General features: G+C 28.2%; 13 protein-coding genes. All 13 read right to left on the bottom strand.

Features of this window, described 5'->3' with window-relative positions; genetic code table 11:
- Nucleotides 1-43: 43 nt before the first annotated feature.
- Nucleotides 44-2,434, bottom strand: a complete 2,391-nt coding sequence (locus tag H0I27_RS04705; RefSeq protein ID WP_218732735.1) for a polysaccharide biosynthesis tyrosine autokinase — start codon at nt 2,432-2,434, stop codon at nt 44-46.
- Nucleotides 2,435-2,437: 3 nt separating this feature from the next.
- The gene (locus H0I27_RS04700; protein WP_218732734.1) at nt 2,438-3,202 is read right to left on the bottom strand and encodes a polysaccharide biosynthesis/export family protein; all 765 of its coding nucleotides are present in this window, start codon (nt 3,200-3,202) and stop codon (nt 2,438-2,440) included.
- A gap of 41 nt (nt 3,203-3,243) precedes the next feature.
- Nucleotides 3,244-5,142, bottom strand: a complete 1,899-nt coding sequence (locus H0I27_RS04695) for a nucleoside-diphosphate sugar epimerase/dehydratase (protein ID WP_218732733.1) — start codon at nt 5,140-5,142, stop codon at nt 3,244-3,246.
- A gap of 31 nt (nt 5,143-5,173) precedes the next feature.
- The gene (locus tag H0I27_RS04690; RefSeq protein ID WP_218732732.1) at nt 5,174-6,280 is read right to left on the bottom strand and encodes an aminotransferase class I/II-fold pyridoxal phosphate-dependent enzyme; all 1,107 of its coding nucleotides are present in this window, start codon (nt 6,278-6,280) and stop codon (nt 5,174-5,176) included.
- The gene (locus H0I27_RS04685; RefSeq protein ID WP_218732731.1) at nt 6,270-7,244 is read right to left on the bottom strand and encodes a glycosyltransferase family 4 protein; all 975 of its coding nucleotides are present in this window, start codon (nt 7,242-7,244) and stop codon (nt 6,270-6,272) included. Before H0I27_RS04685 ends, H0I27_RS04690 begins: the two co-directional genes overlap by 11 nt.
- Nucleotides 7,245-7,248: 4 nt before the next feature.
- Complete coding sequence (locus tag H0I27_RS04680; protein WP_218732730.1) at nt 7,249-8,172, bottom strand: NAD-dependent epimerase/dehydratase family protein; 924 nt, start codon at nt 8,170-8,172, stop codon at nt 7,249-7,251.
- Between the two features lie 3 nt (nt 8,173-8,175).
- Nucleotides 8,176-8,925, bottom strand: a complete 750-nt coding sequence (locus H0I27_RS04675; RefSeq protein ID WP_218732729.1) for a glycosyltransferase family 2 protein — start codon at nt 8,923-8,925, stop codon at nt 8,176-8,178.
- A gap of 5 nt (nt 8,926-8,930) precedes the next feature.
- Entirely contained in the window at nt 8,931-9,482 is a 552-nt protein-coding gene (locus tag H0I27_RS04670; protein ID WP_218732728.1) for a WcaF family extracellular polysaccharide biosynthesis acetyltransferase, read from the bottom strand.
- A gap of 5 nt (nt 9,483-9,487) precedes the next feature.
- Nucleotides 9,488-10,633: a glycosyltransferase gene (locus H0I27_RS04665; RefSeq protein ID WP_218732727.1), complete on the bottom strand. Its 1,146-nt coding sequence runs from the start codon at nt 10,631-10,633 to the stop codon at nt 9,488-9,490.
- Between the two features lie 2 nt (nt 10,634-10,635).
- Nucleotides 10,636-11,514, bottom strand: coding sequence for a glycosyltransferase (locus tag H0I27_RS04660; protein WP_218732726.1), 879 nt, complete (start codon nt 11,512-11,514; stop codon nt 10,636-10,638).
- 395 nt (nt 11,515-11,909) lie between these two features.
- Complete coding sequence (locus H0I27_RS04655; RefSeq protein ID WP_218732725.1) at nt 11,910-12,983, bottom strand: hypothetical protein; 1,074 nt, start codon at nt 12,981-12,983, stop codon at nt 11,910-11,912.
- A gap of 3 nt (nt 12,984-12,986) precedes the next feature.
- Nucleotides 12,987-14,186, bottom strand: coding sequence for a glycosyltransferase (locus tag H0I27_RS04650; RefSeq protein ID WP_218732724.1), 1,200 nt, complete (start codon nt 14,184-14,186; stop codon nt 12,987-12,989).
- Between the two features lie 6 nt (nt 14,187-14,192).
- Nucleotides 14,193-15,332: a glycosyltransferase family 4 protein gene (locus H0I27_RS04645; RefSeq protein ID WP_218732723.1), complete on the bottom strand. Its 1,140-nt coding sequence runs from the start codon at nt 15,330-15,332 to the stop codon at nt 14,193-14,195.
- Nucleotides 15,333-15,336 lie beyond the last annotated feature (4 nt).

The raw sequence follows: 15,336 nt of genomic DNA, 5'->3' as shown, positions 1-15,336 counted from the left end.
TTATTAAAATTTTAATTCAGTATGACAAAGTCAGACCACTTTTTTAGCTTAAAATTCTTTTATACCAAGGTTTTTTAACGGTTTCTACATAAGCGTTTCCATAACCGTAACCATATCCGTAACCATAGCCATAACCTCTTGTCATGTCTGTATCATTTAAAACAATAGCCATATTTGGTAATTTCTTTTCATTGTATAACGTCTGCGCAACATTTAACATGCGTTTATCTAAATAATTAGCTCTAGAAACATATAAGAACATATCTGCATACTTAGAGACCAACAAGGTATCTGTTACTAAATTTACAGGTGCAGTATCTACAATAATATAATCATAGTCATTTTTAACCTCTTCAAATAACTCTTTTACCTTAGAATGCAATAATAATTCAGCAGGGTTTGGCGGAATAACACCAGATGCGATAATATCTAATCCTTTAATTTCTGGAATAGAAAACTTGATATCATCTAAAGAAATTTTTTCGTTTGTAATAAAATTGGTAATTCCTTTGCGTTCTGGTATCCCTAAATATTCTGTAACTTTAGGAGCCCTAAGGTCCAATCCTATTAATAATACCTTTTTATTAGAAAGTGAAAGTGCCGCTGCAAGATTAATGGAGATAAAAGATTTCCCTTCTCCACTGGTAGTGGAAGTAATAAAAATTGTTTTGCCTTCATTACTTTCTTTAGTAGGCAACATAAAATCTAAATTGGTTCGTATCAAACGAAAGGCCTCTGCTGTACTTGTTCTTGCATCGTTTCCAATAACAACTTTCTCATTAGTTTCAGAATGTGGTACATCTCCTATGAAAGGCACCGTAGTTAATTCTTCTATATCTTTTCGAGTGTGTATTTTGGTATCTAAAAGGTCTTTAACATAAATAATTATAAAAGGAATTATTACACCTAGTAATAACGCTGCTAAAAAGATTATTTTCCTTTTTGGAGAAACTGGGATTCCGTTACTATATGCTACATCTATAATTTTAGCATTTGGCACCGTAACCGCCAGAGAGATGGCAGTTTCTTCCTTCTTTTTTAATAAATAAGAATACAAACCAGAAATAATTTCTTGTTCTCTTTCTATATCAATATAACCTCTTTCTAAATCAGGAATTGCAGATACTTTAGCGTTTACTTTATTGGCTTCTTTAGTAATTTGAGCATACTGTGTTTCTAAGGAGGCAATTAAATTTGAAATGCTATTTCTTAAATTGATTTTTAAAGAATTAATTTCTTTTTGGTATTGTATAATTTGAGGATTTTTATCACCTGCATTTACACTTAAGCGATTCTTATACACCACTAACTCATTATAGGCTTTTATAGAATTTGAAATAGAACCTTCAGAAAACCCTAAATTTTGTGGTAAAGTTTCGTCGATATTAGACTGATTTTTTATATTACTTAAAACACCTTCTGCAATATTTAATTGTGTTTTTATATTTATTAACTTTTCATTATTTAAAGAAGCTGTTTGCAAAGCTAACTCTCCTTCGGCAGAAAGTCCCGTAATCTTATTATCTGTTTTAAAATTCTTTACTCTATCTTGTATCTCATTTAAATCTTTCCCAATAGCCGATAATCGTTCATCAATAAAAACTTTTGTTTTTTGAGAAACTTCACTTTTATCTTTAATCGCATCATAATTGTACTGAGTGACTAGTTCGTTTAAAAAATTTTCTGCTTTTTCTTTTATGGGGTGATTAAATGATAAGGTTAAAACACTTGAGTTTTTATCTACTGCACTCACATTAACAGCATTTTTATAGTCGTCAATTACTTTGTTTCTTTTTAAAATACTCACATAAATTTCATGTGTTTCTTTAAATTCAAAATTTTCTGTTTGTAATACTTTAAAGTTCCCAAAATCAGAAGTAATTATTTCGTCAAAAGAATGTTCAGAAATCAAATTATCTTCCACATCTTTTAATTCTAATTTATTTGCTGAGGAAATATTAACGGTAAAAGAGGTATCTTTTTCAACTTTTATAAAAGGTTCTTTATTAGCTTCAAAGATTATTTTAATTGGATTTTGTTCATAAATCTCAGTTCTCTTTACTCTTCCTTCCTGAAAATATACAGTTGTTAAATTAAGCGTATCTACTACCGCTCCAATAATCTTACGAGACTTTAAAATTTCTATTTCATTATCCGTATTATTGGAAGAGCTTCCACCAACAATTCCCATATCTTTAAAAGCCTCCAATTCTTGTGAAATTCCAGACTTTTGGTTGTCTTTTATAAGAATTGATGTAGATGCACTATATTGAGCTGTACTGTATCTTAAATACATGAAAGCAACAAATAGCGCAATAAGACCACCTAATACAAACCATTTCCAATGAAATAGATACTTCTCTAACTCTTCACGAATGTTTAAAGTAGGTTCTTCACTACCATTAAAAACAGTATTTTCTTTATGATCTAGCATTGTTTATCTTGTTAAAATAGATATTAAGGTAATAATCAAACTTGTAACGGATATAATTAAGGTTGTATTCGAATTGGAGGAAGCAGACTGAATTCTAGCTTTATTATGTTCCACATAGACTACATCATTTTGTTGTAAATAAAATACGGGAGAAGTCAAGGTTTTATTAGACAACAAATTCACTCTATATTGTACCTTTTTATTACTTTCTTCTCTAATAACCAACACATTGTCTCGTTTCCCTGAAATATTCAAGTCGCCTGCCAATCCTATCGCATCTAGTATACTTACTCTTTCATTCGGAATTGTAAAAGTACCTGGGTTTTTAACATCTCCATACACCGTCACTTTAAAATTAGCAATGCTTATATTAATCGTAGGACTAGCAAGGTAATCTGGAGATAATTTTTCTTTAAATAGCTCTAAAGCATCTTCCCTTGAAACTCCACCTAACTTTAACTTACCTAACACAGGGAAATCTATTTCTCCCTTACTATCTATTAAATACGTCTGTTGTTTAGGGATTCCTGTTGCTGTACCCGTAGTTCCAAAAGTTACTGCTGGTAGATTAAAAGGTAAGGTTGCTTCAATATTTTCTGAAGAAATGGTGATTTGTAACAAATCATCTGGCTTAAAAATTGTTTCAAAATTATTACTCACATTAAGCTGTTCAATCTCATCAAATTGAAAATAGGCAATATCTTTGTTAGAAACACAAGATGACATTACAACCACTAACAAAAAGAGAATCGTTCTAATTCTAATCATTTATACATTTTTTTTTTGCGAAAATACTATTTTATTTTAACTTACTTGAGCTTAACATCTAATATCTCAAACTCTGAGTTATTAGAGACATACTCAGGAACTAACGTCTTCATTAATGCCACCAATTCACTATTGTTTAATTTGTCAAAATTAAGGGCTAAATCATCTATTTTAATTTTAACAATTGAGTTGTCTAACTTTTGCGTTTTTGCAATCATTATTTTATTATGGTAGGTTTTTGTAGTGTTCTCTCCATCGGCTAATAACTCTTCATATAATTTTTCTCCAGGTCTTAAACCTGTAATTTTGATATCAACATCTTCTGGATATCGCAAACCGGATAAATAAATCATTCTTTTGGCAATTTCAAAAATCTTCACAGATTTCCCCATATCAAAAATGTATATTTCACCACCTTTCCCCATCGTTCCAGCTTCTAAAACTAAGCTACACGCTTCAGGTATGGTCATAAAATACCTGGTAATTTTTTTGTGTGTTACTGTTAAAGGCCCTCCATTTTCAATTTGTCTTTTAAATAAAGGAATTACCGACCCATTAGATCCCAAAACATTTCCAAATCTAGTAATGGTAAACTTCGTTTTCTTAGAAATTTTACTTACACAACTTATATATAATTCTGCAATACGTTTAGAAGCTCCCATTACATTGGTGGGGTTCACCGCTTTGTCTGTAGAAACCATTACAAACCTTTCTATGCCATATTCATGAGATAAATCTGCTATATTTTTTGTTCCTAACACATTTACTTTAATGGCTTCATACGGCGATTTTTCCATTAGAGGAACGTGCTTATATGCAGCTGCATGAAAAACCCTTTGAGGTTTATATTTTTTAAAGATACGCTCTACTTTAAACCGGTCTCTAACATCAGAAACAATGGCTACAAAATTAGTGATTCCTTTCTGAATTAACTCCTGTTGTAAATCATACAAAGGAGACTCTGCTTGATCTATAAGCACTATTAATTTACAATTATATAAACTTAATTGTCTAGAAATTTCACTTCCTATAGAACCAGCAGCACCAGAAACCAATACAACTTTATTATTCACTTCTCGTTGTACAATCGGATTATCAATAATAATAGGTGCTCTATCTAATAAATCTTCGATCTTAATTTGTCTAATTTGATTGGCGTTTAAATCTCCATCTATCCATTTAGATAAAGGAGGTACTATTTTCACATCAATATCTAGGTTTATAAATTTATCAGTAATTGCTAATAATCGATTTGGCTTGATATTCTGAATAGAAATAATCACTTGATCAACGGAATGCTTTTCTATAAATTTTTTATTAATTACATTAGAGTTAAAGATCAATACTCTATCAATTTTCTTTCCTATTTTATTTTTATTGTCGTCTATAAAACCGATAACATCATAATTATTTTGTTTATCCCTATTTAACGCATTTAAAGCAATAATACCTGAGTCACCTGCTCCATAGATTAAAACATTATGAATTGTATCTAATTCTGTGGATAGTACTTCAAAAAAAGCTTTAAAAATAAATCTACTTAAAATAAGAACTAAAGTAGTTACTAAATAATGGATAATAATAATGGATTTTGGAATGTAAAAAGAATCGATTACTTTAAAAAAAACATTAAAAGTTACGGCCAAAAGTAGTAACAAACAGACTAATGAACTTGCAATAAATACATTAAAAGCATCTCTAATACCCGTATGTCTTATAATCCCCTTATAAGAGCCTACTGTTAAAAAACTTATCAGCGCAAAACCTAAAACATAAGGTATTTGATTTAATAAATTAGAGATGTTAAAATTAAAGCTTACATTAAAACGTATAAAATAGGCAATAAAAAAAGCGATAAAAACTAAAGATAAGTCTATCAATAAAACTAGCCATTTAGATGCATATTTATTTAAGGTTCGAAGAAAAAAGGTTCTTATCATTTTTTAGTTTTCTAGTTTTTTTTTTACAAATCTACAAAAATTTCTTAATGCATTCTGAGATTCTGATTAAATCATTTTTTAGGAGAGTAGATCCAGATGGAAGGCAGATTCCTTTTTGAAATAAATTTTCTGCAATTTCACCACCATAGTACGGATACTCTTTAAAAACAGGCTGTAAGTGCATTGGTTTCCAGAAAAAGCGAATTTCAATATTGTTTTTCTTAAGTACATCCAACAGTTTATGCTTTGTAACAGCAACCTCTTCAACTTCTAAAAGAATACAGCTCAGCCAATGATTAGACACAATTGATGCTGAATGCTCTTTTAAGAAAAATACTCCTGAAAAGTTCTTAAAAGATTCTTTATAAAAATCATTAATGATACGTCTTTTTTTTAGGTATGTTTTCAGCTTTTTAAGTTGGGCAATTCCAATAAGGGCACCTAAAGAGTTCATTCTGTAGTTATACCCTATTACTTTGTGTTCATAATGCCTTTCATTTTCCTTAGCTTGTGTGGCATAAAAAAAGGCTTTTTCTTTTTCAATTTCTGTATTGCAAATTAATGCTCCGCCTCCTAAAGTAGAAACAATCTTATTATTATTAAAAGAAAGAATTCCAAAATCTCCAAAAGCACCACATTTCTTCCCTTTGTACTCTGCACCCAAAGCTTCGGCAGCATCTTCAATTAAAATGATATTGTATTTACGAGAAATAGCAACTATTTCATCAATTTTTGCTGGCATACCATACAAATGGACAACAACAATTGCCTTTGGTTTTTTCCCTTTTAAGATTCTATCTTTTATAGCGCGCTCTAATTGAATAGGACACATATTCCAAGTATCCTGCTCACTATCGATAAAAATAGGGGTTGCATTTTGGTAAATAATTGGGTTTATAGTAGCAACATAAGTTAACGATTGACATAAAACCTCATCTCCTTTTTCTACACCACTTAAAATTAACGCCAAATGAATAGCAGAAGTTCCAGAATTTACTGCTAAAACACTTTTCTTATAATCATAATACTTTTCTAAAGATTTTTCAAATTCTGCAACAACATCAATATCTATTGATGAAAAAGAAGTTTTTAAATCAATATTTATATGAGACTCAGATAAAGGAATTTTATGTTGCATTGTTCATTTTTGCTTTTTTAGCAAGCAATCTAAAAAGGAAAATATAAAGTATAATAAAAAGTACAATCACACCAAAAAATACTATTAATTGAGTTGACAACTCTAATTTATATGTTTTAAGGATGGTGAAATTTACAACTAACTGAAGTACTGCATACCCCATAGAAACTTTTAAATGTGATATTTTAGATACATCAACCAATTTTTGATACACATGGTGCCTATGAGGATCTAAAACACTTTCCTTCGTATAGACAATTCTATATAGCATTGTAAGAGCTGTATCTACTCCATACACTAAAATTAACAATAAAAATATTGGAGATTGTAATTTTAAAACAAATAAAAATCCGATAAAAAAGAGCAACATCCCTATGGCGATACTCCCAATATCTCCTGCAAAAAAAAGTGCTTTTTTTCTGAAATTATAAAAACCAAAAACCAGAAGAGACAAACCAGAAAATACAATTAAATCTGTATGAACGATGGCCTCATTTAAGTTGATAAAATACATACCAGATAATACAGCCAAACTATACATGCCTGTAACACCATTAATACCGTCCATAAAATTGAACATATTAATTACTGCAACCCCCAACACTAAACAAAGTACTGAATAATACAATGGAAAAACAGGGAACGCTGCTTGAAATAATATTAAGGATATAGCAATTATTTGAAAAGGAAACCGAACTCTTGAACTTAACGTGTAGATGTCATCTAAAAAACTAACGAAAGCAATTAAAAACAATCCTAAAACAAAAAAGGGATATTGAAAATCATTCAAAAAGAAGAATAATAAAATTGCAATCGGAAAAATAATTCCCCCTCCACGTATTGTTACTTTCGTATGCGAACTTCTTTCATTAGGTTTGTCTACAATATTAAATTTATTAGCCAACTTTAAATACACAAAAGAGGCTACAATTAATATACATAAAACGATTAAATTCTTCTCCATAAACTTAAAATGATGCTATTGTTTTTTTGATTCCTTCTTCTACTGATAAAGGTAATTCTTTTTGAAGTGCTTTTTTTATCTTTGAATTAGAAACTTCATAATTTTCGGTCAATTTTTGTAATCTTTCAGAATTTACAGGTAAAGGCAATACATCACCTATTTTTGCAAGAATATTCACAAAAAACTTCGGAATATTTAAAACTTTTGCAGGTTTTCCTATTCCATTGCCAATTGTTTGCACCAATTCCGTTGTAGATAAAGAAGCATCATCAGCTACATTATAGATACCAGATGGTACACTTGTATTCTCTATCAATTCATTAATTATAAAACATAAATTTTCTACAGAAACAAAAGATCTTGCATTTTCATATTTACCAAAAGGATACGGAATTCCTTTAGACACAAAACTATACAATAAATTTAAATTCCCTTTATTATTAGGCCCATGAATCATGCAAGGTCTTAAAATATACACTCTTTTGTTGTCAGGAATTTCTTGTGCTAAAATATATGTTTCTGCGGCTAATTTAGACTTTCCATACACCGTAACTGGGTTTGGCTTTACTTCTTCTGTTAAAAGACCTTCTACTTCGTCTGCAGCAGCTTTTACAGAACTCATGTATATAAATACCTCACAATCACTTTGTAAAAATTGATTGAAAAGTGTTTTAGTCAATTCTGTATTTACTTCAAAATATTCTTTGTCTTCAGATGTTTTTTTTAAATCGTGGGCTTTCCCTGCTAAATGAATAAAACTCTTAGCTTGGTTAAGTTGCTTTAAACTTAAAGTTTCATAACTAAGCTCTTCGTTCTTTGGTGTTCTAGATACACCAACAGTTTCTTTTTTCTGTCTCTTAAAATAGTCTATCAAATTAAGGCCAACAAAACCTTTATTTCCTGTAATGATATGTAAGTTACTGTTCATCAATTACTTTTTATTTAAATACCCTATTATTTTCCAGAAACCTCTTAACTGTACTTTTAAATAACTAAATTTTATATTGTTTCTAGTCAATGCTTTTTTAATTTCTTTTGAAATTAATTGATAACTACTAAAACCAGAACTACTTACACCACCTATTAACATAGATGTCGTTGTAATATCAGAAAATTTCCAAGTGATCTTATGTTGTAAGAAAAATCGAGTAATTAATTCATAATCTGCACCAATCGTAAAATCTAAATGGTAAAGCCCATATTTTTTAAACAAATCTTTTTTAAAAAATATCGCTGGATGCGCTGGCATAAAACCAATTTTCAGCTTCTCTGGATCCCAGTTTTTAGCAGAATATTTTCTTACTGTTTTTCCTTCTTCATTAAATTGTAAAATATTACCTACAGAAGCATCTATTTCTTTATTTTCTAGATGAAAATTTGCTATATTTTCTAACACATTGTCATCTGTAAAGATATCATCAGAATTTAAAATACCTACTAAATCTCCAGTAGCTATTTTAATACCTTTGTTCATGGCATCATACAAACCTTTGTCTGGTTCAGAAACCGATTGAGATACTAATTCTTTATATTTTTGTACAATATCTAATGTAGTGTCTTTAGAACCTCCATCTACAACAATATATTCTATATTATTATAAGTTTGACTTTGTACAGATTTAAAAGTCTTTTCAATTGTTTTAGCACTATTGTAACAGACTGTAATTATAGATATTTTCATAAAAACTATTCTACTATATTTCTTTTTCTAATTTTTATTGCTGGATTTCCTTGATATATTGAATATGCTTCTAAATCTTTATTTGCTATAGACCCCACAGCTAGAATAGCATGAGAATTTAAAGTGACCCCTGGACACACCACAGATTTAGCACCAACCCAAGAACCTTTTTTTAATGTTATTTCTCCTAAAAGTAAATCAAAAGAAGATTTTTTATAATCATGATTGCCACATAATAACATAGCTCCTTGAGAAATACAAACATTATCTTCAATTTTCACTTTAGCTAGATTATCAATCCAAACATTTTCACCAACCCAAACATTATCACCCACTTCTAATAACCAAGGATATTTTACGTTAACACTTTGCTTGATAGCGACATTATTTCCAATTTTTGCTCCAAATAACCTAAGAATAAAAATCTTTAAACTTGATATTGGGTTTAAAGGATTTATTAAAAAAAAAATATTTATATAATACCAAATTAATATCTTAATTTTTGAACCAGGTTTATACCAATCATTATTATAATTTGACAGTTTAACTTTTTTCATTTTGTTTAATTTAAATGAATAAAGTCAGGTTTTTCTATTTTATTAGACACCCATTCATACATTTTAATCATTTTCTTGGAAACTTCTTCCCAAGTAAACTCTTTTTTAACCAGTTCATACCCATTATTACCTATAACAGCTAATTCTTCATCTGTTAATAAATTTATACAGGTGTTTAACCCTTTCAAAATACCTTCTTTAGTTGATGTTATTTCAATTGCAGCTTTTTCATTGAAACCAATATCTAAGTTACACTCTTTAGTCATTAATACAGGGACTTTATAAGACCATGCTTCTAATATTGTCATGGGTAGACCTTCACTATAGGATGGTAAAATAAACAAAGATGCTTTTTCATATAATTCTACCTTATCCTTCCCAAAAGCCCCACCTATAAATTCTATTTTATTTTGATTTAGATTTAAGTTTTTATTAATTTTATTGATTTTTAATTCATAATTACCTTCATCTGGACCAACAATAATAAGATTCCAATTTTTTGAATGAACTTCTGCCCAAGCTTCAATTAAATTATCTAGCCCTTTTTTAGGGTGTAATCTAGCCAAGAAAAGAATATTTTTTTCAGATTTGGTATTATAACTTATATTTAATGGTAAATTTATACCATTGGGTATAATTGCTATAGGTACTTTTTTTGAAATTTTTCTTATATCCTCATATTCTTGAGTACACAACGCATGAACACAATTTGCAGAATTAATATTTCTTTTTTCAAACAATAAAAGTGTAATTTTCTTTTTAAAACTACCATTATTTAATGCCCATTTATCTAACATTCCATGAGGAGAAATTATTTTATAAAACCTATTATTTCTATTCAATTTTAACAATAAAATTGAAGAATACATCCATAATGAATGAAGATGTATTATCGAATCTATTTCAATATTATTAAATAAATAATTTTTAATTTTTTTAGAATAAAAAAAAGCATTTTCTTTTTTGAAGCCGATTGACTCACCATTTAATTTTAATCTATCCTCCTGATAGTTTTCATCTTCAAATCCTATAAAAGTTAATTCTTTATTAAAGTAATTTTGTGATACTTTAGAATAATATAACTCCTTAAGTACAGTAAAAATACCACCTCCTTGTCTTGATAAAAATAAATTTATTATATATACTTTCATAACTATTTATTCAATATTTTTTTCATGATTTCAACCTGATTATAAGGATTGTATTGATTATCGATTACAGTATAACAATCCTTCCTTATTACTTTTCTTTCAAGATTAGAGTTTATCCAATTAAAAATGACTTTTTCTAATGATTTAATATTATTTTCCTCAAAAAAACAACCTGTACCCCCTTCTTCTATTACTTCTACTTCTGGCATTTGATTAAAAAAATTAGAATGCGTACAAACAGGAGTACCAAAACTTAATGCATGTATTGCTGTTAAACCTACATTTCCAGGAGAGACACAAAGTTCTGAATTATAAATAAAGTTAGCTAACTTTTCTTCATCATAACAAGCTCCGTAAAACTGAACGTTGCCTTCTAAGTTTAAATCTTTTACTAATTCTTTTAGTTCTCTTGTTATTTCTGAGTCTCCTTGTCCTATTAATAACAGGTTTAACTTTTTATCTGTTTTGTTTATATTGAAAATTGCATTTATTAGTAGATCTAATTTTTTAACACGTGTTAACCTACCTACAAAAATGAGATAAGGTAAATCTATATTAAAAAAAGTTAACTCCTTACTTTCTGCTTGTAAATCATTGAAAGACTGAAGCTTTTTTCTAATATTAAGATGCTTATCATAATTTAAAGAGTTAAAAATTACTAGCATTTTTTCTGATTTAATGCCTTCCTCAATTAACAGTTTTTTGGCTCTTCTTTCATATAGTAATATTTTATCAGCAGTTTTATAAAAGAAAACTCTAATTTTCTTTTTTAGATAAGATTCATTACCATAAATACCGTGTGTCCAATACACTACTTGTATTCCCCTAATTTTACAAATTAACATTGCTAACCAAGTGGAAATAACTTGAATTTCCCCCAAAAAAATAGCAGTATGAAATTTATCTTTTAAACAACTTTTAACAACCCCACTTTGCCAAATTAAAATTCTTTTCTTTAACCAGTAATTTTTTATAATATGAAGCCTATCAGAATATTTTTGAAAACTATCCTTTTTAAAGTCAATTTCTTTTATATTCAGCTTATTTTTTATTGCAAAAAAGAAGTGAAACTCAAAAAAATTAGAGTTTAGTAACTTTTCCCACAATAAGCTCCTGTAGTGTGAAGGAATGTTCGTGAAATTATGTACTTTTTTTCGCATATCTTTTTCCAATAATACTAAATTATAAAATAACTACTTGTATGTAAAAAAGTTCCACTTGAACAACTAATTTACATCTCATTATTGCAAAAACAATAACCTATTAAATATCCTGATTAGTCTATAAATAAACTTTTCACTTTATTTACTCCCAATTCATTATTTTTTAAATGAATTTGTTCTATATTAAGAAATATATCGGAATAATTTTTATCGATACCTTTAATTTCTTCGGATGTATTTACAATCAAAACATCTAATTTATTGTCAGATATAATTCTATTAATTTTAGAAGTTTTAAGGTCATCATTTAATACTAATACTGGAATCGCTTGATGTACAATTCCTAATATCATTACATGTAATCGATTTGTTAAAACATATTTAGCAGTATTATAATAAGGAATTTCATTATATTTTAAACAACTTGCTTTAAACAAAACATTTTCGGATTTAAATTTTTCGTACAGAAACTTATTAAATTCATAATCAGATTCAACTTGAAAGCAAAACTCAATAATTAATCCTTTTTCTTTATAGAAAGGGATTGCATCGGTTAAAATACTTATAATTTTATTTTTATACTTCTCACTTTTTAAATCTCTAAAAGAAATACATACTTTCTCTTTTTTTTCATTAGTACCATTTTTACGATCATATAAAAAAGCTACATCTGGTATAAATCTAGCATTCTTATATCCCAAATCTAACAATTCATCTCTATTCTGTTTAGACCTCACCAAATAGTTTTCAAAACATTTATTTGTATTTCTTTGAAACCAACTATCTAATTTAGTTTTTATTATTATATCATTACCCACTAAATTTAATTTCATCTGACCTTTAGACAAATAATTAAACTGGTATGCTAATACTACCGTCCTTATAATGCTCTTATAATCATACCCCACACCACCTGAGGGACCTGGACTTTTAAAATAAAAATCAAACTCCGACCTTACATCAGAAAGTAATTTATACCCAGTGATTCTTTTTAAAGAACCACCATATTCTAACTCAAAATCTTTCACATTGTTCTTAGATATAAGTTCTTTTTTAAAGCTATCAGGTACACCTGCAGCGTCAACATAAACGGTTCCATATTTGCTAATTTCGTCTATTAACATTTTATTTATTAACAAATCCCCTAAATTATCGTGCTGTGTTGCTACTAAAAAGTAAATTTTCATATCTTATAACTTAATTAATTCTTTTGTAAATTCTTGATATTTTTTTTCGGCATTAGATTTTTCGTTCCAATACTCTTTTATCTGTGTTCTTTTAAACTCTTTATTAATAACAACCTCTATGGCGCTGCAAACTTCATTAATAGTAGGGGCACTATTTAATAAAACACCTACACTACTATTAACTATTTCACATGTACCGCCAACATCTGTTGCAATTACAGGTACACCAAAAGACTGTGCTTCCATTATAGAAACAGGAACTCCCTCCGATTCAGAAAGATTTACAAAGACGTCTATAGCATTCGTTTTATAAAATGTGTATATTTCTGTATTTAAAACATAACCTCTTAAATCAATTTTTAAATTATCTAAATTTAAATGACCTACAACTTTTTTTAAGTTTTCCATTTCTACTCCTGTACCAAAATGAACCCAACGAACTACAACATTTTTATTCTTAGTGGCATAAGAAACTAAAGAATCTAATAACAAAAAGATTCTTTTTCTATGAGTTACTTGAGAAACACTTATAACATTTAATTCGTTTTCTTTAGAACTCTTAGACAATTGATTTCTATCATACACACCTAAACGTGCTATTTTAATTTTAGTAGTATTACCATATCTTTCTTCTAAGTATTTTTTTCCGTCCTTAGATATGGAGTACAAAACTTCTAACCTATCTATACTTTTTTGTCGGTAAGGAAATATCCCATGTTCGTCCTCATAAATATCCCATCTGTGTGCTCTTGTTATAACTTTAAAATCTAAATTAAGCTTGGTTTTCACCCTCTGTAAAGAGTTTACAAAATGACAAAACCAATAAGAATATACAATGCTATTTGAAAAATCTATATTTGTATTTTCACATACTTTTAAATAATAGACATCGTATGTGGCATATCGTATTATATTTTTAAAATCTCTTAATGATTTTATTTTATTCAAATGATCCCATAAAGTTCTAATAAAAACACCATTTATTAAAGCAATAAAAAAACTTATTATTTGTTCTTTTTTACTATAAATAAAACTTTTATTAATTTCTACATTATCAGGAGTTTTTCTTAAGAATTCATCTTCGAATGCTGGACAAACAACTATCTTTTTAAAAACCTTACTTAATTCAATAATTTCAGATTCTAAAAAAGCCTCTGCTTTTCCATAAGGGTATTTTTTTGTGAAAATATAAAGGGTTTTCATTATTATTTATTTTTGTAAAATTTCATAAATTAGTTTCAACTTTTCAACATTATACAAAGCTTTATTAGACTCTTTAACAACATGAACTGTTTCTTTATTTTCTTCTTCCAAAATCTCTATTAATACCTTTTCTAAAGCTCCAACTTTAGTTCTATCATATACTTTTCCGTTATGCTCATTAATAGGTTCATACAACCCACCTACTCTAGAAGTAACTACTTGCTTTTCAAAAGCAAAAGAAGTCATTACAACGCCACTTTGCGTAGCATCTTTGTATGGGCATACTACGGCAATACAGTTTTTAATTAAAGATGCCATTTCATCGTTTTCTATAAACTTGTTATAAATGGTAATACCTGCTATATTTAAATACTCTTCTGGTATAGCATAGTTATAAGCATTTTTACCTGCTATAATTAAATTTACATTGTACTTTTCTTTTAAAACTATAAATGCTTTAATTAAATCTTCAATACCTTTATATTCAGACACTCTACCAAAAAAAAGGAAATAGTTTTCTATAGATGTTTTTTTAGTTTCGTAACTTTTATAAAAATTATAAGGTGTTAATGATAACGTTTCGCTGCGATACCCATAACTTTCAAAAAAAGCTTGCGCAGAATATTTAGAAAAAGTAATAAACTTATTTACTTTAGGGTAGTACACCTTTCTTATTATCTTTCTACGTCTATTTACTTCTCCTGTATGTGCTATCGGGTCATGAACATTTACAAGAATCTTTTTATTTCTAATAAACCAAGACATCCACAATAAATCGATACTTAGATCATCAAAATGAATAATATCTACTTGTAATTTCTGGATATATTTATAAATTTGATAATTATACGAAAAAGAACTTGTGCTTAACCATTTTTTTGGCCCAAAAGAAAAAGAAAAAGAAGCACAATCTTTTGTATACTCTTTATATATATCAATACTCTTTAAGTTCCCTGCAAGATCATTTAAACTATAAAATTTATTTTTTTGATATGATACTTTTTCTTCTAGCTTAAAAATTGTAGCAGAATTTCTATTTTCCGGACAAAGTACTATAACATGTAATTCTGTCTTTTTACTTAATTCTTTTATATATTCTATAGAAAAGTCTAAAAACCAAGGATATGTAAAATAGAGAATTCTCATAAAC

Source organism: Polaribacter sp. HaHaR_3_91 (genome assembly GCF_019278525.1).
GTDB lineage: Bacteria > Bacteroidota > Bacteroidia > Flavobacteriales > Flavobacteriaceae > Polaribacter.
Note: the sequence above shows the minus strand (reverse complement) of the source record. Positions and strands in the feature narration are given on the sequence as shown.

Excerpts from the sequence above, each read along its gene's own strand:
- H0I27_RS04705 (WP_218732735.1), bottom strand. The coding sequence starts at position 2,434 with ATGCTAGATCATAAAGAAAATACTGTTTTTAATGGTAGTGAAGAACCT.
- H0I27_RS04700 (WP_218732734.1), bottom strand. The coding sequence starts at position 3,202 with ATGATTAGAATTAGAACGATTCTCTTTTTGTTAGTGGTTGTAATGTCA.
- H0I27_RS04695 (WP_218732733.1), bottom strand. The coding sequence starts at position 5,142 with ATGATAAGAACCTTTTTTCTTCGAACCTTAAATAAATATGCATCTAAA.
- H0I27_RS04690 (WP_218732732.1), bottom strand. The coding sequence starts at position 6,280 with ATGCAACATAAAATTCCTTTATCTGAGTCTCATATAAATATTGATTTA.
- H0I27_RS04685 (WP_218732731.1), bottom strand. The coding sequence starts at position 7,244 with ATGGAGAAGAATTTAATCGTTTTATGTATATTAATTGTAGCCTCTTTT.
- H0I27_RS04680 (WP_218732730.1), bottom strand. The coding sequence starts at position 8,172 with ATGAACAGTAACTTACATATCATTACAGGAAATAAAGGTTTTGTTGGC.
- H0I27_RS04675 (WP_218732729.1), bottom strand. The coding sequence starts at position 8,925 with ATGAAAATATCTATAATTACAGTCTGTTACAATAGTGCTAAAACAATT.
- H0I27_RS04670 (WP_218732728.1), bottom strand. The coding sequence starts at position 9,482 with ATGAAAAAAGTTAAACTGTCAAATTATAATAATGATTGGTATAAACCT.
- H0I27_RS04665 (WP_218732727.1), bottom strand. The coding sequence starts at position 10,633 with ATGAAAGTATATATAATAAATTTATTTTTATCAAGACAAGGAGGTGGT.
- H0I27_RS04655 (WP_218732725.1), bottom strand. The coding sequence starts at position 12,983 with ATGAAAATTTACTTTTTAGTAGCAACACAGCACGATAATTTAGGGGAT.
- H0I27_RS04650 (WP_218732724.1), bottom strand. The coding sequence starts at position 14,186 with ATGAAAACCCTTTATATTTTCACAAAAAAATACCCTTATGGAAAAGCA.
- H0I27_RS04645 (WP_218732723.1), bottom strand. The coding sequence starts at position 15,332 with ATGAGAATTCTCTATTTTACATATCCTTGGTTTTTAGACTTTTCTATA.